18 protein-coding genes are annotated in these 17,724 nt (G+C 32.5%); 8 read left to right on the forward strand and 10 right to left on the reverse strand.

The window, feature by feature from the left end; all coding sequences use genetic code 11:
- Positions 1-2: 2 nt before the first annotated feature.
- From CGC48_RS05715 to CGC48_RS05740, 6 genes are all read right to left on the reverse strand, one after another.
- Positions 3-1,340, reverse strand: coding sequence for a RagB/SusD family nutrient uptake outer membrane protein (locus CGC48_RS05715; protein ID WP_098028816.1), 1,338 nt, complete (start codon positions 1,338-1,340; stop codon positions 3-5).
- A gap of 11 nt (positions 1,341-1,351) precedes the next feature.
- Positions 1,352-4,639 (reverse strand): SusC/RagA family TonB-linked outer membrane protein, encoded by a 3,288-nt coding sequence (locus CGC48_RS05720; RefSeq protein WP_098028817.1) that lies wholly within the window; start codon positions 4,637-4,639, stop codon positions 1,352-1,354.
- Between the two features lie 265 nt (positions 4,640-4,904).
- Complete coding sequence (locus CGC48_RS05725) at positions 4,905-5,381, reverse strand: hypothetical protein (RefSeq protein ID WP_098028818.1); 477 nt, start codon at positions 5,379-5,381, stop codon at positions 4,905-4,907.
- Positions 5,382-5,489: 108 nt separating this feature from the next.
- The gene (locus CGC48_RS05730; RefSeq protein WP_098028819.1) at positions 5,490-6,596 is read right to left on the reverse strand and encodes a putative glycoside hydrolase; all 1,107 of its coding nucleotides are present in this window, start codon (positions 6,594-6,596) and stop codon (positions 5,490-5,492) included.
- A 107-nt stretch (positions 6,597-6,703) separates the two neighbouring features.
- On the reverse strand, positions 6,704-7,468 hold the full coding sequence (locus tag CGC48_RS05735; protein ID WP_041992020.1) for a DUF6261 family protein: 765 nt from the start codon (positions 7,466-7,468) through the stop codon (positions 6,704-6,706).
- Positions 7,469-7,899: 431 nt separating this feature from the next.
- Entirely contained in the window at positions 7,900-8,901 is a 1,002-nt protein-coding gene (locus CGC48_RS05740) for an NAD(P)H-dependent glycerol-3-phosphate dehydrogenase (RefSeq protein WP_018278164.1), read from the reverse strand.
- A 332-nt stretch (positions 8,902-9,233) separates the two neighbouring features.
- Here CGC48_RS05740 and CGC48_RS11920 point away from each other — a divergent pair, with 332 nt between their 5' ends.
- Positions 9,234-9,362 (forward strand): hypothetical protein, encoded by a 129-nt coding sequence (locus tag CGC48_RS11920; RefSeq protein WP_262481893.1) that lies wholly within the window; start codon positions 9,234-9,236, stop codon positions 9,360-9,362.
- A gap of 36 nt (positions 9,363-9,398) precedes the next feature.
- Entirely contained in the window at positions 9,399-9,542 is a 144-nt protein-coding gene (locus tag CGC48_RS11730) for a hypothetical protein (RefSeq protein ID WP_157909874.1), read from the forward strand.
- 98 nt (positions 9,543-9,640) lie between these two features.
- Here the strand turns inward: CGC48_RS11730 and CGC48_RS05745 are convergent, their stop codons facing one another.
- On the reverse strand, positions 9,641-10,831 hold the full coding sequence (locus CGC48_RS05745) for a phosphoglycerate kinase (RefSeq protein ID WP_026193685.1): 1,191 nt from the start codon (positions 10,829-10,831) through the stop codon (positions 9,641-9,643).
- Positions 10,832-11,046: 215 nt separating this feature from the next.
- Here CGC48_RS05745 and CGC48_RS05750 point away from each other — a divergent pair, with 215 nt between their 5' ends.
- A complete protein-coding gene (locus CGC48_RS05750; RefSeq protein WP_157909875.1) occupies positions 11,047-12,507 on the forward strand; it encodes a M20/M25/M40 family metallo-hydrolase in 1,461 nt (486 codons plus the stop codon).
- Positions 12,508-12,624: 117 nt separating this feature from the next.
- Here CGC48_RS05750 and CGC48_RS05755 read toward each other — a convergent pair whose 3' ends face one another.
- Genes CGC48_RS05755 through rpiB form a run of 3 tightly spaced genes read right to left on the reverse strand, consistent with a single transcriptional unit; the run spans position 12,625 to position 14,191 of the window.
- Complete coding sequence (locus CGC48_RS05755) at positions 12,625-12,951, reverse strand: nucleotide pyrophosphohydrolase (protein WP_098028821.1); 327 nt, start codon at positions 12,949-12,951, stop codon at positions 12,625-12,627.
- A gap of 43 nt (positions 12,952-12,994) precedes the next feature.
- Positions 12,995-13,729 carry a tRNA threonylcarbamoyladenosine dehydratase gene (locus tag CGC48_RS05760; protein ID WP_098028822.1) on the reverse strand — a complete coding sequence of 245 codons (735 nt, stop codon included), beginning with the start codon at positions 13,727-13,729 and terminating at the stop codon, positions 12,995-12,997.
- A 30-nt stretch (positions 13,730-13,759) separates the two neighbouring features.
- A complete protein-coding gene (gene rpiB, locus CGC48_RS05765) occupies positions 13,760-14,191 on the reverse strand; it encodes a ribose 5-phosphate isomerase B (protein ID WP_098028823.1) in 432 nt (143 codons plus the stop codon).
- A gap of 202 nt (positions 14,192-14,393) precedes the next feature.
- On the opposite strand from rpiB, the gene CGC48_RS05770 reads away from it, so the two are divergent.
- From CGC48_RS05770 to CGC48_RS05790, 5 genes are read left to right on the forward strand one after another with little or no spacing between them, the layout of a single operon-like run.
- The gene (locus CGC48_RS05770) at positions 14,394-14,870 is read left to right on the forward strand and encodes an RNA polymerase sigma factor (RefSeq protein WP_394336570.1); all 477 of its coding nucleotides are present in this window, start codon (positions 14,394-14,396) and stop codon (positions 14,868-14,870) included.
- A gap of 2 nt (positions 14,871-14,872) precedes the next feature.
- On the forward strand, positions 14,873-15,613 hold the full coding sequence (locus CGC48_RS05775) for a hypothetical protein (RefSeq protein ID WP_098028824.1): 741 nt from the start codon (positions 14,873-14,875) through the stop codon (positions 15,611-15,613).
- A gap of 3 nt (positions 15,614-15,616) precedes the next feature.
- Entirely contained in the window at positions 15,617-15,835 is a 219-nt protein-coding gene (locus CGC48_RS05780) for a hypothetical protein (protein ID WP_098028825.1), read from the forward strand.
- Positions 15,817-16,593, forward strand: coding sequence for a porin family protein (locus tag CGC48_RS05785; RefSeq protein ID WP_098028826.1), 777 nt, complete (start codon positions 15,817-15,819; stop codon positions 16,591-16,593). Before CGC48_RS05780 ends, CGC48_RS05785 begins: the two co-directional genes overlap by 19 nt.
- Before the next feature lie 52 nt (positions 16,594-16,645).
- Entirely contained in the window at positions 16,646-17,629 is a 984-nt protein-coding gene (locus CGC48_RS05790; protein ID WP_098028827.1) for a hypothetical protein, read from the forward strand.
- The last annotated feature ends 95 nt before the right edge of the window (positions 17,630-17,724 follow it).

The raw sequence follows: 17,724 nt of genomic DNA on the forward strand, positions 1-17,724 counted from the left end.
AATTAATTATTCTTCCAAGAGGGATTGAATTTCATTACTTGTGCTGGAATAGGTAATACCAACTTGCCTGAATTTGGTTCAGCTTTGTAAGTTTCTCCCTGAAATTCCTTTACAAGTGTGGTTGCAAAATCAGGCTCCAAATTCATTCGCTTCACATCAAACAGGCGTAAATGTGATTGGAAAGTTTCTCGTCTTCGTTCCTCCAAACAGAATTTTATCAAATCTTTATCTGACGAAAAATCAGCAGATTGCAAAGGTGTGTAATTTTTAAGGCGTTTTTCGCGTAACGTATTCAAATCGGCGATTGCCAAATCTTTTTTACCCAAACGAGCATAACATTCAGCACGAGTTATGTACATTTCACCCACAGAAGGAGCCGCATTGGGTTCTGTTCTTGTTGTTTTGTATTCCATTCCATAATTTGCATAATATGTAAAAAACTGGTAGTAACGAGTATCTTGTTTCGTATCCAAAATGTTTTTCAGTGCAGTAGATAATGCTCCCTGATAGGCTTTGGTATTCCCAAAATAACGAACTGAATATTGTTCTTTTCGATATATTTTGTCAATTGTTTTAGGATCACTATTGACGTAATCACCCAACACAACTGAGTTAATTTCAATAGCTTTGTTCGCATATTCCAATGATTTTTCATAATCGCCTTTGTAAAGATATACTCTTGATAATAGGGAATATACTGAACCAATATTTGGGCGAACGTGTGTTTTTGATTTGGCAGGAAGATTCTCCATTGCTTTTTCTAAATCACTGATAATAAATTCATAAACTTGCGAAACAGAAGCCCTGTCTAACCCAGATTGCGTAGCATCAGCAATGGTAACAATAGGCACGGACAAATCTGTATTAGCAGAAGACGAATATGCTTTAGCAAAGATATTTGTCAGGAAAAAATAATCTAGAGCTCTGTTGTAGTATGCTGCTGCTTGTATTGACAATTTATCCGCTTCGGTATATCCCATCGAAAGATTTGATTGCATTACCTCGTTAATAACTTTATTATTAGTATAGATATTTACATACGCAGAATTCCAAGCATTAACAGGATATGTTGGGTTGTAGAAACGTAAATCTCCCCACGAATACATTTGAAATTCCTGATTATCTGGTTGTTTTATATCACCATCTTTAAACCTCATATCAAAATCATCTGCGGTAAGTGCCAAAACACTCTCATTGGAAGTAGAATGGACACTATTCATAAGCAAATCATAGTCTTCTACAGTAGTAGGTATTACTGAACCTTTTGGCTCAATATCCAAATATTTATCACACGAGGTAGCAATACCTATTAATATTGTTAAAAAATATAACTTTTTCATTTTTCTAAGATTTAAAAGATTAGATTAATCCCCATTGTATAACTTTTAGGTATTCTGGCAGTTCTAACACCCAATCCTTGTGTTTCAGGGTCGATACCTTCTTTGTTTTTAGTCCACAACCACAAATTTCCTGCTCTCATATTAAGCGTAAGCTCTTTAATTTTGAGATTTCCTAAAAGACTTGTTGGCAAAGTATAACTTAAAACAACATCTCTTAATCGGATAAAATCAGCTGGTAACACATTTTTGGTTGAACCTTTGATAATACTGCTATATATAACAGAGTTCAATTTTGGAATATCTGTAAAAGATTCGTCACCAGGTTTTTGCCAAGCTCTTTCAGTATCTTTGTTTATAAGTACAATGTAATTTCCTATTGGAGAACCATTATAACTATCTTTGAGCATAATGTGTCCTCCTTGATAAAGAAATAGGAAAGAAAGCCTTATTCCTTTGTAAGAAAAGTTATTATTAATAGAAGCCACATACTTAGGCAAAACTGTTCCCGCTGGTTTCAAATCGTCATAATTAAATAAATTTGGAGCTTGATAATTATTTTGTACTTTTACCAAACTACCATCTGCCTTACGAATTTGTGCATCTCCAGTATCACTAACACCCCCATAATCAAATACATATAAAGAGTTTGGCTCACTGTCCTTTATGTTAAGAACCTGACCAGCATACTTATAAGCTTTTCCTTTATTCGTGTTAAAACTTGCTTGGGTAACTTTCGACTTATTGTATCTGAAGAAAAGCTGTGTTTCCCATAAAACATCTTTTGAACGTATATTTTGAGAGGTTAGCATTACTTCATACCCATTATTAATTAACGACGCATCATTGCGGTCAATGAAGTTAGAACCATAAGTAGGGTCTGACTCTATTTCAGCCAAGGCATCAGTGGTATTTTTTCGATAATAATCCAACACCAATCCTAAACGATTATCAAAGAAAGACAAATCTGCTCCAAAATTGGCTGTTTCTGATCTTTCCCATCGCAAATTATTAATTTTTAAATTTTCTATTTTCAATGCTGAAATATTTCCCGCACGATATTCAAATCCCTTTTCTGCAATATCAAAAGGTCCGTATTTATTAGCAATATTTCCATTTACTCCGTAAGAGACACGCAAATCAAGTTTCATATTTTTATCTTTTAAGAAAGCCTCTTCTCCCAAACGCCAACGTCCTGCCAATGACCAAAAGGGTTTGTATCGATATTTAGGATCTGTTCCAAAAAGATTGGATTGATCCATACGTATGCTTCCTGAAACAACATATTTATCAGTATAAAGATACGTAAAGTTAGAGTATGCTGCTACATACCTGTTTTGAGTTTCCTGAAAACCTTCATCAAAAGGAATCCCACTTGCGATGTTTCGGTCAGGGTGATATACATCTTCGATATCATCTTGTAGTTTTTTGTAGTTTGTATTAATATATATGTTTGATTTTGGATCATATCCTAAGCGATCTACTTTAGTTAGTTCTAACTTATCTTCTTGAATTTCAGCTCCAGCGAACAAATGCAGATTGTGTTCACCAAATGTTTTTTTGTATTCCAACTGAGTTCTAAACAAATAATTCAGCGTTTCTCCTCTCCCCTCTCTCAAACGAGCCCCATAAGGGATAGTTAAATCTTTCACATCTCCACTAAATGACAAAGGCGTCGTGTTATTGATAAGGCTTTTCATATACCAAGAATCTCTTGCCGCCATATTGCTTCTCTTTTCAACTTTCTTTCTTAATTGCCCACCTATTTTAGCAACTAATCCTTCAGTAAGTTCAACATTCAAAAGCCCTTGTATGTGTGCTGTCCAATCGTTTTCTTTAGTTGTATATTTACCAAAGTCAAGTGCTGGATAATAGGTTTCATCTAAAAGCCCTGCAGCTACTAATCTTTCGATTTCATAAGGATCTTTCCCTCCAAAAAGTCCTCCGGAATTAGTTCCTACATCTAGTTTTGGTTTAAACACACTAAGAGAATTTCCATTGGCATCAAACAATCGGTCGTAAGAACTCAAGTGAAAAATATCACTTCCTTCTAAAATACGTTGACCATCTTCAATGAGCTTGTATGAGTTATTATTTGAGATAAGCCCCATTTGAAAATCCAAATTCACTTTGGAACTAAATTTCAAATTAGAAACAAAATCAAATATAAATCTTTGGGTTTCATTATTTTTAATATCCTTTGTACTATGAGTACAATTCAATGAAGTTCTATATTTGAATGCTTCAGAACCACCAGATACCGATATGTTTTGCTGATTGGTAATTGGGCTTTGCAAATATAATCGCTCAATATCTTTTGTGTTATCGTACGATTTTAGTAAATCTAATTGATTATTAAACTCTTGGTCTGTGATATATCCATATTTTTTCAATCCGTAAAGATAATACACCCGATTGGTAGTCCCCGCATTGTATGAAGCAGTAGGGTCATTAGTTTCTAAAAGATTTCTGTAGTTTTTAACGTAAGGATCAATACTTTGGGCATACTGATGTTGAATATCCACCAATTTAGACGAAGAAACCCGATTCATTACATAATCTAAGTCTCTTTTATCCTGAAAAGTCAAATTACTTGTGTAACGCACTTGTGTTTTTCCTTCTTTCCCCTTATAAGTATTGATAACAATAACTCCGTTAGAAGATTTCGCCCCATAAATAGAAGCCGAAGCAGCATCTTTAAGCAAGGTAATACTCTCTACCTCATACGGATTGATATCTTCTAATTTGCCTTCGTACTGGAATCCGTCCAGAACAATAAGCGGACGTGAACTTCCAGAGAGTGTAGAAACCCCACGAATAGAAAATTCCTTAGAACCTGTCGGGTTATTCGGATTGTTGGACAAAACCAAAGAAGCCGAAAGCCCCTCTATCCCTGAAATAACATCGGGTGTTCCTCTTCGCTCAAAGTTTTTAATGTCAATTTTAGTATAAGAAGTAGCCACTTTGGTAGGGTCAACAGTCTGATAACCTGTAACAACCACCTCGCCTATTTCCATCAAATCCTCTTCCATCACAACAGAGATAAAAGCTCCGTTTTTCATCACTTTTTTCTCCTGCGTTTTGTAACCAATTGCCGAAAACACAAGCACATTTCCTTCTTTGGCTGACAACACAAAATTACCTTCAAAATCAGTGGAAACTCCTTTACTAGTTCCTTTGATAACGACATTCACCCCTATAATGGGCACGCCCTGCTGGTCTTTTACCACTCCTGTAACGTCTTTTTGTCCCCAAACCACAGCGGTTAGTAAAACGAAAAATAATACAAGTCCTTTTTTCATACGAAGCCAGTTTTTATGTTAAAAAAATAATGATATGCTACACTTTTCTGGAAATAGATATTTATTCAATAAATTTTTATCATTTATAAAAATAAATTCAATAAATATTATCGACAAACATAACATAAAATAATAAAAAAAGCAAATAATTTAGCTTTTAATTAAATTTTTTATATTATCATTTATTTTTAAAATCAATAGAAGTATGCACTATTATGCCTGTACAATATTGGTAGCCCTATGTAGAACTACTTTTGGAAGTTTTTTAAAATTTTACAGCTAATCCTATTCCCATTCCGTTGGAAATTAAATTAAATTCAGGGTGAAATCTGTATGAACTATCTTTATTTAAAGAAGAATTATATATCTCGACAGCCTGTTTCGAATATTTATTTACATTTGAGTTTAGTTTGATGGTTACCCCTACTAATCCAGCTCCTATTCCTGCCACAACCCAATTCGGTTTGCCTCCTGAAATTAATTTACCTAAATTCCAACCAATCAAACCGCCTCCGCTAAAAGCAATAGGGATAGCTATGTTATAGTTTTGTCTGGATTTTTTCATAAGTTCTAAAGCCTCCTGATTGTTTTCCATTAATGTAATTACATCTTTCATATACAGACGCTTTCCATCTTGGTAAAATCTATTTTCACCAAATACTTTCTTAATTTCAATCTGCTGAGAATATGAAAAAGATAATGAGGTAAATGCAATGAGCAATACTAAAAACATTCTATTCATAATATACTAATTTTATGGTTAATTTATTTTAAAAATAATATTTCTGTTTATCAAACGAAGAAACTAAAAATTAGTTTACCTTATTTGACAAACAGAAATATCCTAAATTTATTTGCTTAATTCCTGAATTACCTTTAATTGTTCTTCTGTAATTTCAGGACCATCATAAAAGGAAACTCCTGTAGCTCCGTTATCTTTAGCAAACAGAATCGCCTTTCTTAATTCGTCTGCTGAAATTGGTGGCACATAAATCCCTGTATGTAATTCGGTGTTATTATTTTTTAAATCCTCAACTCCTTGTTTGGTTGCAAATCCTACCCAATCAGTTTCCTCATTATAGAAGTTATGATATATCATCGGATATACGCGATCTATATTCCATTTATCCCAACGTTGTCTTACCATATGGTCAGCCATTTCGGGATAAGGAAATACGGCTGCTGTAATTTTTTTACCCTTTTTATGTACTATTTCTGAAGCCTCATTAACCAAATCACGTATTTTATTCAAACGAAATTGCTTCCATTCCATATCAATAGCCGGATTTGAGAATGATTTTGGGTTCTTATGATGTAATTTCTCAAATTCAGAGGTACACGCATCACAATAACAGAAATCAAATTGGGGTAATTCTTCTTCCTGAACAAGATTATAATTTGGTAATAGCCCTATCGGGAGATAAATATCAGGAAAACGAATATAATCCAAGTGAACACTCTCTATACCTTCCACGTCTGCAAGTTGGCTGACCAGATTCAGGATATGTTCTCGGGATTCTGTGCGCGTGGGGCATAACCACTGATAATAATCAACGTAAGGACGAACATCGTGGCACGATTTGCCTTCCCTACTGACCATATACCATTCAGGATGTTCCAAAGCGACCTTATCTCCAGGGCGATTTACAGTCATTATCCACGCGTGGAGTTTAATTCCTTCTTGTTTTGCTATCGGAACAAGTCGTTTGAGTGCCTCTGCATTGGCTTCTGTATTTACTAAAACCTCAGTAATGCCGTGTTCTTTGTATTTTTTAAATTCCTCGTGATAACTTGTGTTACTTTTTTCCCTGTCATAAGTTATCCAAGTCGAAAAAGTAAACGCTTTTTGCTCCTCAGAAACTGCATCAGCCTCTTTCGAAGTATTTTTTTTCTCCTCACAACTCCAAACAAGCAAAGACGTTAGTCCTGCTAACAATATTTGTTTTATTTTAATCATAATGGTGTTAAATTAATAATTTATCGTATCAATGATAGGCTAATTAGGCATTCAGATATAGCTATTTTCTATTTAAATAAACAAAAAATGTGCTTCAATCTATTATTTTACATTTCAGTTTTATCTTGTTTATTCTCCTTTTTGGTATCTTTCTTTTTCGTTCTTCGAGAAAGGATAGTATCAGCGAAATATCTGCGTGAATTATTAATAATAACTAAGGTATCTTTATAAAAATTATCTTCTCTTACCTCAGCAATGGCATAAACATAGTTAACTAACTTTCTGTAATCCTCTAAGATAGACTTTCTAATGATTTTTGTATCATAATTTTGCTTTTGGGAACCCTCAAAAGAGCGTTTTGCAAAAAGTTCATCAAAATGGGTATTTGAATTCTCCAAACGAGTTACAAATTTCTCAATTGAAAGCTCCTTTATATGCTTTTTATAAGTGTCCGACTTCAAACGTTCAACCAAATTGACAATACGATTTGTTTGTACCTCATAACTACTACTTTCTAAGCCTTTATATTCTGAAAGAACCAAATTAATAGCATCATATGCCTCTTTTTCATTTGCTTCTTTTGTACTCTGATAGGCTCTTAAGGCATTTTTTAACGATTTGAAAGCACTTCCTCGTTCATTATCGGCATTTCTGATTTTAGAAGAGTCATTATTAGCTCTTAATTGATTAGATGCAGCATTAAAAATAGGTAATTGAGTTTTTAATGACTCAATTAATCTTTTAAAATCCCCATCTTTTTCCAAATCCAGATTACTTTTAAAAAAATCGTCTAAAAAACGACTCATCAACTGATATAACTCTACATTATGTAGCTTAGACATATCTAAGGCTACCAAATTATTATTTTTCATAACTTAGAAATTTAGTTTAATTATACTTATTTATTTTTATTTTTCCTTGAAATTATTTCTTTATTATGCTAATATATTCTATTTATCTTCAAAAGGAAGATTAAATCAGCTAATTTAAATTTAAAAATACTAAAACAAACTGCCTTTTAAAGAGAAATGATTTTATTTACATCAAATCGGAGTTAAATACTAAGCTAAAATAAAATATTTCACTTCAATCATACTAACAAACAAAACAAATATAAAATTAAAATCCTAATTCAAATTCCCTTTTTAGGATAACTAATTTTTAAAATAACAAATCAAACTTCCTTTTGAGTCTATTTTATTTCAATTAAACAAAAAAGGAATTCCTTTTTTAGTTGATATATATTATTTATCCAGAAACAAATTTCCTTTTTAGAGAATTTCATTTTAATTAACCTCAGAAGTTAATTCAAATGATTTGTTAGTTCTGCAAATACCTTTTTTGCTTTCTTATTTTCATATAAAATATGATACACTGCGTCTAAAATGGGAGTACGACTTCTTCGAAAATGATTATTATTGATTTCATAGGCACTTTTTACGGCGTAATACCCTTCAGCAACCATATTCATTTCCATAATTGCACTCTTTACAGTATATCCTTTGCCAATCATATTTCCGAATGTTCTGTTTCGACTAAAAAGAGAGTAACTCGTAACCAATAAATCACCTAAATAAGCTGAATTATTGATGTTTCGTTTTATTTTATGGATTCTTTTAATGTATCTACGCATTTCACGTATGGCGTTACTCATCAAAACACTTTGAAAATTGTCGCCATAACCCAATCCGTGGGCAATTCCAGCTGCAATGGCGTAAATGTTCTTTAACATTGCGGCGTATTCAATTCCAATAACATCATCTGATAGCTTTGTTTTGACATAATAGGTTTTCATTGCCTGTGCCATTGTATTTGCTTTATCCTGATTGAAACACGCTATGGTTAAATAGGATAGCCTTTCGAGGGCAACTTCTTCTGCGTGGCACGGACCGGCAATTACACCGATGTTATCGTAAGGTACTTGATGTATTTTGTGGAAATATTCACCGACAATCAAACCACTTTGGGGTTCGATGCCCTTAATGGCAGAGAAAATAGTTTTGTCCGATAACGGAAGGTGTAACTTTTGAAGCTCTGAACTTAAAAACGCCGACGGAATGGCAAAGACTAAGTAGTCTCCATATGCAACAGCCTCATTAATATCATCGGTTAGCTTCAATTTATTTATATCGAACTCAACATCGGTTATATAATTAGGATTATGATTTGTTTTTTTGATATGTTCAATTGCCGAACTATTCCGCATATACCAACATACCTGCGAAAGGTTGGTAGTTAGTATCTTAGTTAATGCCGTTGCCCAACTTCCTCCTCCAATGACCGAAATTTTTAACTCTTTTTCCATAGATAGAAGTCCTTTTTAAGGTAGCTAAATTATGAAAGATTTTTCAATACACAAAATAGTTTCAAATCATATTTGGTTACACAAAAAGGTAACCATACGCAATAAAAATTTACAAAAACAGCATAAACGTCCTTTTAACTAAAAACATATTATTCTGATTCAAAACATTTCGCAAAACAATTAGATTGAAATTTTTTTAGTTAAATAATTCGCTTTTCAATATGCAATATTCCTATTATATTTATCATAAACAAGAAATATAAACAGCAAATTATTGATTTTATCAAAAAATAGTTATATAATTGCCGAAGAAATCATAATACTTGAAAGCAATGAGCAAAGGAAGATTATCGTTATCAAGATTTATCCTGATGATTGTTTTAGGTATTTTCTTTGTTTATCAGGTTGGATATTCCATCGGGAAGTTTGTAGCTAATTATCAAAACTCAATTAATAAATAAACTTAGTTTAATTTTACAAATCAAAATCAGAATGTTATGAAAGAGAAGAAAAAATGGTCTGTATCTAAAGTTATTTTCGTCATCTTGGTTACCATTTTTGCTATTGTTAAATCTGGTGATGCTATTGAGAGATTTGTTGAAGGCTGGAATTCAGTTGAGTGCGACTGCAAGAAAAAGTAAACCATAAAATTTCGACCGACTTTAGTAAAAAAGAAAAAGATGTTATTCAAAAATTTGGATAACATCTTTTCAATCTAAAACTATTTATTATGAAAAAATTACTCGTAAATAGCCTGAATTCCTGGTAGAACTCTACCTTCGAGGCTTTCAAGCATCGCTCCACCTCCTGTTGAAACGTAGCTTACTTTGTTTTCAAAGCCAAATTGTTTTACGGCAGCCACAGAATCACCTCCACCTACAAGTGAAAATGCTCCGTTTTTGGTAGCTTCGGCAATGAAATTACCCACTTCAATGGTTCCTTTGGCAAACGTAGGCATTTCAAACACGCCCACAGGTCCATTCCACAAAATGGTTTTTGATTTTAAGATAACTTCTTTGAAGTTTGCCAAACTTTTTGGTCCAGCATCAAGTCCTTGCCATCCGTCAGGAATGTTAGTAACGTCAACTACTTGTGTTTTAGCTTCATTATTGAAATCGTCAGCAGCAACTACATCTACTGGCAAATGTACCTCAACGCCTTTACTTTTAGCCTTAGCTAAGATATCCAACGCCAATTGTAACTTGTCGTCTTCACAGATAGAATTTCCAATTTTTCCGCCTTGTGCTTTCACAAAAGTATACGCCATTCCTCCGCCGATGATTAAGTGGTTTACCTTATCCAAAATATTTTCGATGATGGTAATTTTTGAAGAAACTTTGGAACCTCCTAAGATAGCCGTTACTGGTTTTTCGCCAGACTTCATCACTTTGTCGATACTTTCAATCTCTTTGGCAAGTAAATAGCCAAAACATTTATTATTTGGGAAGAATTTTGCCACGATAGTTGTAGAAGCGTGTGCCCGATGTGCCGTTCCGAACGCATCATTTACGTAAATATCACCCAATTTTGCCAATTTCGCTGAAAAATCTTCATTTCCTTTTTCTTCTTCAGCATAAAAACGTAAATTTTCTAACAGAATTACGCTTCCACTTGGGGCTTGTGCTACGGCTTTTTCTACGCTCTCACCTACACAATCATCAACGAAAATAACAGGTTTTCCTAATTCTTTTGAAACCTCATCAACGATATGTTTAAGCGAATATTTCTGATTTTTTTCTCCTTTTGGGCGACCTAAATGGCTCATCAATACCACGCTACCGCCATCGTTTAGTATTTTTTCAATCGTTGGTTTGGCAGCTTCAATACGTGTATTGTCGGTTACTTTGAAGTTTTCATCTAAAGGCACGTTGAAATCCACACGGATAAGTGCTTTTTTGTCTTTGAAATTAAAATTGTCAATGGTTTTCATCATAATATGTAATGAATTAAATTATTTTCACTCCTTTTCGAGCTTCAAAGTTACAAATTATTTCTGTATTAGGAAATTTTTACTATCAAAATTTTCTGTGAAATGTTTACAAAGTATCATACCACGTAGTTACAAAAAATATTTCTGTAAATAAGCATTGTTTTCTAATAAATTTAATGGTAGATTTGTGCCTTCCATTACTAAAAAGTAACATTATGAAACCACACCAAATACTATTCATCATTTTTGTTTTCTATTTTTACAACTCTGCTGCTCAAACTGCCACTGCTGAAGACTTTAAAAATCACGTTGATTACCTTGCTTCAGAACAACTCGAAGGAAGAGGCTTAGGTACAAATGGAAAAGATTTAGCAAAAGAGTACATAAAGGAGCAATTCATATCCGCAGGTCTGAAACCTTTTGACAATGACTATTTTCAGGAATTTTCACTGAAATTTTACTTAGCAAGAGTAAATGCTACCAATATCATTGGAATTGTAGAAGGCACAGACTCCGTTTTGAAGAGTGAATATATCGTAATAGGTGCTCATTATGATCATTTAGGGTATGATTTATCAAAAGAAAAAGGGAAAAATATCTATCCAGGAGCTGATGACAATGCATCGGGTACCGCAGCACTCATTGAATTAGCAAAATATTTTGCAAAACCAGAAAATAATCCAAAAAGAAGTCTGATATTCATTGCTTTCGATGCAGAAGAAAGTGGGCTTCGTGGCTCCCTTCACTTTATAAATAATTTAGAAAAAGACATCTTGGAAAATATAAAAGCAATGTTTAACTTTGATATGGTTGGTATGCTTGAAGCTAATAAAAAACTAGAACTCAAAGGAATAAAAACCATTGAAAACGGAGAAGAAATCGCAAAAAAGCATTCAGGAGATATTACACTTTTTAATGTAAATAGCAAAATTGAGGAAAGAACAGACACCCACTATTTTGGAGAAAAAGGTATTCCATCTGTTCACGTGTTTACTGGGATAAAATCTCCTTACCATCAGTATGGAGATAAGGCAGACCTGTTAGATTATGAAGGAATGGTTAAAATAAATAACTTCATAGCCAGGGTAATCACAGACCTTGCAAATCAACCTAATGATATTGAAGCAATTGCTACCTTAAAGAAAATCCAAAAAAACAACAAAACTCTTACGAATCGTTTTCGAGTTGGAGCCATTATGAACTTAGGTATGGGAAAACATTTGTATAGAGATGAATTTTTTGATTCCAAATCAGCATTTGCATACAGCACAGGACTTCACTTCAACTATAAAATAACGGAAAAACTTCACCTCAGTCTCGAAACATTATATGATTACAATACAGGAAAATCTGCAAACGGAATTTTTAAAAGACATTCATTCACTTTTCCTTTAAATATAGAATTTGGGACACCTACAACTTCAGGAAAAGACCAACAACGTTTGTTTATTTTTGGTGGAACTTATTACAGAAACAATTTTAATACAAAAGATGGAAACATTTCCCTAAACGAAGGCCTCAAACAAAATGAATGGGGATATAATCTTGGTTTTGGTTTGGAAGCACTAAACACAACAATTTCCATTACAAATAGAGGTTCATTCAATTCCATTTTCACAAATAAGAAAGTCTACCAATCAGGGGCCTATCTAACAATTATTTACAAGTTTTGGTAAAAAACTAATATTTTAGTCATTGATAGATATACAAAAAAATAAGCCATAAGCTTGTAAACTTATGGCTTATTTTTATAATTTTATTTAATCCTTTCTTTTTAAAATATATTACCTGAATTATTTTAATTTCTCATTATTATGATGGCGATTATGGTCACGTTTAGTTTTTTTATCCATTTTTCGGTCAAAAGCTTCCTGTAAATCAATCCCTGTTTGATTGGCAAGGCAGAGTACTACAAACACCACATCGGCAAGTTCTTCACCCAAATCTTTATCTTTATCGCTTTCTTTTTCAGATTGCTCACCGTATCTACGAGCAATGATACGAGCCACCTCACCTACTTCTTCAGTAAGTTGAGCCATATTTGTCAATTCATTAAAATAGCGAACTCCGTGTTGTTTAATCCAGTTATCTACTTCTAACTGAGCATTTTTTATATTCATTTTAAAATAAAATTTAAGAAATAGAAACTATTTATTGAAAAAATTAATCAATTATCTCTAATTCCTTGGTTATTAAATAGTTTATTACTGTAGCAGCAGCGTGTAGCCCAAAAGCAGCAGGCATATAACTAATGGTTCCATAAAAGGACTTTTTATAGTTCGTACCATCAGTTTGTTGCATTGTATCTTTCGGAGCGATTTCGGTGGAAAAGACAGCTTTAAACCCTGAGGTAATTCCTTCTTTTTTAAGGCGTTTACGAATATTTCTTGCCAATGGACAATCACGCGTGTTTTTAATATCAGACACTTTTACTTTGGAAGGATCTAATACACCACCAGCTCCCATACAACTGATGAGTTTTACTTTTTTACGGCGAGAAGCAATTATTAAATTTAATTTTGGCGTAATACTGTCAATGCAATCAAGAACATAATCAAAGTTAGGAGATACCAACTCAAAAGCTCTTTCGGGAGATAGAAATTCTGTCAGAACAGTAAGCTCCAAATCAGGATTAATATCTTTCAAACGAGAGGCTAAAACCTCTGCTTTGGGTTTACCGATAGTAGTTTGCAAAGCAGGGAGTTGCCTATTAATATTCGTAATATCAAATACATCGCCATCAACAATGGTCATCTTCCCTACTCCACTTCGGGCAATGAATTCCGCAGCAAATGAACCCACGCCTCCAAGTCCTACAATCAGTACATTTGCCGATTTAAGTTTCTCAATTGCTTCTGATTTTACCAGAAGTTCTGTACGTTCCAACCAATTTTTCATATATATCTAAAAATCACGAAAAATCAGATTTTACATACAACTTATTTTATTAACTCGATTGGTATGTCTTCCACCCTCAAAATCGGTATTTAAAAATGTTTTTACGATTTCAACAGCTTGTTCAATGGCAGTAAAACGTGCAGGAATACTTACCACATTGGCATCATTGTGCTGACGTGCTAACACTGCAATTTCTTTTGTCCAACACAAAGCACATCGGATTTCTTTATATTTATTGGCTGTAATGGCAATTCCATTACCACTTCCGCAAATTACAATTCCTAAATCGGCTTTTCCAGAAATAACCGCTTGTGCTACTTTATGCCCAAAATCAGGATAATCAACACTATCAAAAGTATCTGTTCCAAAGTTCAGAACTTCAATATTTTGACTTTCTAAATACGCAACAATGGCTTTTTTGTAATCAGGACCTGCGTGGTCATTTCCTATGGCTATTTTCATTTTTGATTGTTTTTTTGATTGGCAAAAATATGAAAAATCAGAAAGATAAAATACGAACAAAAAAATTATTTTTGCTTACAATGCAACTCTTTTTACAATTCTATCGTCTATACAAAAAAAGAAAAAAACGAATGTGAATATAAAGAAAAATTTATACAACAACGAAAAAGAACTAATTCGGCAGGCAATAAACAACGACCGAATGGCACAAAAACACATTTTTACAACATACTCGCCAAAAATGTTGGGTATTTGTCGCCGATACATCAAAGATATTCATCTATCTGAAGATGTGATGATTAAAGGATTTGTAAAAATATTTTCAAGTTTGCAAAACTTCTCCTTTCAAGGAAGTTTTGAAGGTTGGATACGAAAGATTATTACCAACGAATGTATTTCTTTCTTACGTTCAAAAAAGCAACTTTTTTACACTGAGGAAACTTACTACTTTGAAGAAATTCACGATGAAATTAATCAGCAATTTTCTGTAGAGGAAATAGAAAAACTAATCGATTCATTACCCGATGGTTATCGTATTGTTTTTAACCTATATGCCATTGAAGGATATAAACATTCAGAAATTGCCAAAATGCTTGGAATTTCGGAGGGAACCTCAAAATCACAATTATCACACGCACGAAAAATTTTGAAAAAACAAATAACTCTTTTAAATAATTAAAAATGAAAAACTTAGAAAAACAATTTCGAGAAAAATTAGAAAACCACATCATAGAGCCTTCGTACGATACTTGGGAAAAGTTGGAAGCTCAGTTACCAAAAAATGAAAAACTTACCGCAAAACGAAGAAATTTAAAATGGATTTGGGCGGCAGCAATAGCAGTTATAATTCTGATTATCAATGTACTATTTTTATTTAAAAATTCTGAAGAAATAATTGAAAATAATCAAATCGTAAATATTCCTTCTGAGAAAATAGAAATAAAGGAAGAAATTACACCTGAAAAGGAAATATTGATGAAATCTATTGAAAAAGAACATATTACATCTATCAGAAAAGAAAAAATAAGTCCAAAAGAAACCATTGATTTGCCTGAAACTGAGGAAAAAGAAACTTACGTGATTTCATCTGAAGAAAAAATTGAAGAAATTGAAAATCAATCAGATAGTTTACCAATTCTTGAAAAAGAAACAAAAACTACAAAGAATCGATATATTTCCGCAAAACAACTTTTGGCTTTGGTAGAAAGCACTGATATTGAAAATATTGCACTTGAAATGGAAAATGAAATACAGTCTCCCAACCCAAATCCGATAAAATTGGAAGTAGATGCCCAATTGCTTCTTTCACAAATTGAAAAACAATCTAACAATAAATACAAAACCAATTTATTCAAGACTATTTTAGAAAAATATGAAGATTTTAAAGAACGAATTGCATATGAACAATCTAAACACAAGTAAATTATGAAACAGAAAATTTTATGGATAGGATTATTCCTTACTTTTAGTATGAATGCTCAAAAAACAAAAAAGATTTTCAGTGACGAAGTTGATTATGTAGGCAGGAAAATAGGATATATAGTACGAACTCAAAAGGATTCGCTAAAAATGAAAGCACAAAAATTGGATTCTCTCTACAACAACGGGAAACTAACAAAAATTGAATGGGAAACCAAAAAATAGAACGTGCCGAGTTCAGAGCTAAACGTATTGAGGAGTTAATGAACAAAGAAGAAGGAAAACTTTTAGACCTAACCAAAGGTTTAGTGACAGGTGAGGTTGTCACTCGTCTTCCTCCAACAAAATTCAGAAAAGCTATGAAGAAACTTCCATATCTTCATATTTCATTTGCCTTAGGATTCAACGGTTTGATGGAAAACAAAGACTTTTCCACCATAAATAACGATATACGTTCTTTACAATCATACTTTTTTGAATGGGGACTTTTTAATCAGTTTTCATTAACAAAATCGCATAAAATTACAGCTCGTACAGGACTTTCTTTAATGTATAATAACTTATATACTAAATCTGGTAAATATTTCAAGAAAGAAGGGGAACAAACGCTTTTAATGGATAGTGATGAGATTGATAAAAATCGTTTTAAAAATGTTTATTTGACTTTGCCTTTATTTTTTGAATATGATTTTGGAACGAAGTCAAAGATGAATAAGGCGTATTTTGTTAGTGAGGAAAGTGTCCGTGTAGGCTTAGGTGCCTTTATTGGTACTCGTTTGAAAACAAAAAAATTCTTCCGACAAGGTGATGAGCGGATTTTACAGAAAAATAATCTTAATACTTCTGACTTTGTCTACGGATTAAATGCTTACATCGGTTATAGGGAACTTTCACTTTATTTCGAATATGATTTGAATCCTTTGTTTAAAAATAATGATATTAAACAAAATATGTTTTCCGTAGGAATTAGAACAGGATTCTGATAATCAAACTAGTATATAAAAAAAATCAAATTTATAATTAAAAAATTTAGATATGAATCACAAATTTTTATTGATAGTAACAATATTGTTTACATTGAACATAAATGCTCAAAACAAGAAAAAAGTTTTTTCTAAGGAAGCTGAAATAATTGGTAATAAAATAGAATATTTTGTTGAAAAACAAAAGGATAGTCTAAAAAAAGAAATTCAAAAACTAGACTCACTTTATGCAAAAAAACTTTTAAGCAAAGTCCAGTGGGAGGCAAAAAAATTGGAATATGCCGAATTTCACGCCAAACGTATTGAAGAATTTATGGAAAAAAAAGAAAAAGATCTTCTAAAGCTAAGCAGAGGCTTTTTGAACGACAGTGTCGTTGTGTACCACGATACAAGATTTAGTCGTTTTGTGGAAATGGTTCCCCCAATTCGTTTTAGTGTAGCTTTTGGGCTTAATAATTTAATTGAAAGTGGGGATTTTTCAACTCTTGGCGATAGTGAAATCAAAAATTTTCGTTCCTATTTCGTTGAATGGGGATTTAATTACAAAATTCCTCTTATTAAGTCAAAAAAACTTATATCCCGAGTTGGTTTTTCAGTTACTTATAATAATTTATATCCAACATCAGGAAAATATTTTAAAAAAGAAGGCGAAATTACCAAAATAGTTACTGATAATGAAATTTCTAAAAACCGATTTAAAAATGTATACCTAACTTTACCATTACACTTTGAGTATGATTTTAGCAAGAATATGAGACAGAAAGGGAAATTTCTTTTTGGTGACCAAGAATCATTCCGTGTAGGTGTTGGAGGTTTTATAGGCACACATTTAAAAACAAAAAATTTCTTCCGAAGAAATAGTGATAGAGTTTTACAAAAGTATGATTTCAATACCTCTGACTTTGTGTACGGATTAAGTACTTACTTAGGATACAAGGGAAATGCTTTGTATTTTAAATACGATTTAAACGCTTTATTTGAAAAGAATGCTCCAAAACAAAATCTGGTTTCATTCGGAATACGATTTGACCTTTAATTGTTTAAACATACTAATAGAAAAATAGCGGAATTTTAGATAAATCTCGCTATTTTTGTTATTTCTGCTAAAATTCATTTAATAAAAAACTGCCA

The sequence above is a fragment of the Capnocytophaga cynodegmi genome (assembly GCF_002302475.1).
Lineage (GTDB): Bacteria > Bacteroidota > Bacteroidia > Flavobacteriales > Flavobacteriaceae > Capnocytophaga > Capnocytophaga cynodegmi.

Coding starts and splice junctions, on each gene's coding strand:
- CGC48_RS05725 (WP_098028818.1), bottom strand. CDS start 5,381: ATGAATAGAATGTTTTTAGTATTGCTCATTGCATTTACCTCATTATCT.
- CGC48_RS05730 (WP_098028819.1), bottom strand. CDS start 6,596: ATGATTAAAATAAAACAAATATTGTTAGCAGGACTAACGTCTTTGCTT.
- CGC48_RS05735 (WP_041992020.1), bottom strand. CDS start 7,468: ATGAAAAATAATAATTTGGTAGCCTTAGATATGTCTAAGCTACATAAT.
- CGC48_RS11920 (WP_262481893.1), top strand. CDS start 9,234: ATGAGCAAAGGAAGATTATCGTTATCAAGATTTATCCTGATGATTGTT.
- CGC48_RS05790 (WP_098028827.1), top strand. CDS start 16,646: ATGAATCACAAATTTTTATTGATAGTAACAATATTGTTTACATTGAAC.
- CGC48_RS05755 (WP_098028821.1), bottom strand. CDS start 12,951: ATGAATATAAAAAATGCTCAGTTAGAAGTAGATAACTGGATTAAACAA.
- CGC48_RS05785 (WP_098028826.1), top strand. CDS start 15,817: ATGGGAAACCAAAAAATAGAACGTGCCGAGTTCAGAGCTAAACGTATT.
- CGC48_RS05775 (WP_098028824.1), top strand. CDS start 14,873: ATGAAAAACTTAGAAAAACAATTTCGAGAAAAATTAGAAAACCACATC.
- CGC48_RS05715 (WP_098028816.1), bottom strand. CDS start 1,340: ATGAAAAAGTTATATTTTTTAACAATATTAATAGGTATTGCTACCTCG.
- CGC48_RS05720 (WP_098028817.1), bottom strand. CDS start 4,639: ATGAAAAAAGGACTTGTATTATTTTTCGTTTTACTAACCGCTGTGGTT.
- CGC48_RS05780 (WP_098028825.1), top strand. CDS start 15,617: ATGAAACAGAAAATTTTATGGATAGGATTATTCCTTACTTTTAGTATG.
- CGC48_RS05745 (WP_026193685.1), bottom strand. CDS start 10,831: ATGAAAACCATTGACAATTTTAATTTCAAAGACAAAAAAGCACTTATC.
- CGC48_RS11730 (WP_157909874.1), top strand. CDS start 9,399: ATGAAAGAGAAGAAAAAATGGTCTGTATCTAAAGTTATTTTCGTCATC.
- rpiB (WP_098028823.1), bottom strand. CDS start 14,191: ATGAAAATAGCCATAGGAAATGACCACGCAGGTCCTGATTACAAAAAA.
- CGC48_RS05760 (WP_098028822.1), bottom strand. CDS start 13,729: ATGAAAAATTGGTTGGAACGTACAGAACTTCTGGTAAAATCAGAAGCA.
- CGC48_RS05750 (WP_157909875.1), top strand. CDS start 11,047: ATGAAACCACACCAAATACTATTCATCATTTTTGTTTTCTATTTTTAC.
- CGC48_RS05770 (WP_394336570.1), top strand. CDS start 14,394: ATGGCACAAAAACACATTTTTACAACATACTCGCCAAAAATGTTGGGT.
- CGC48_RS05740 (WP_018278164.1), bottom strand. CDS start 8,901: ATGGAAAAAGAGTTAAAAATTTCGGTCATTGGAGGAGGAAGTTGGGCA.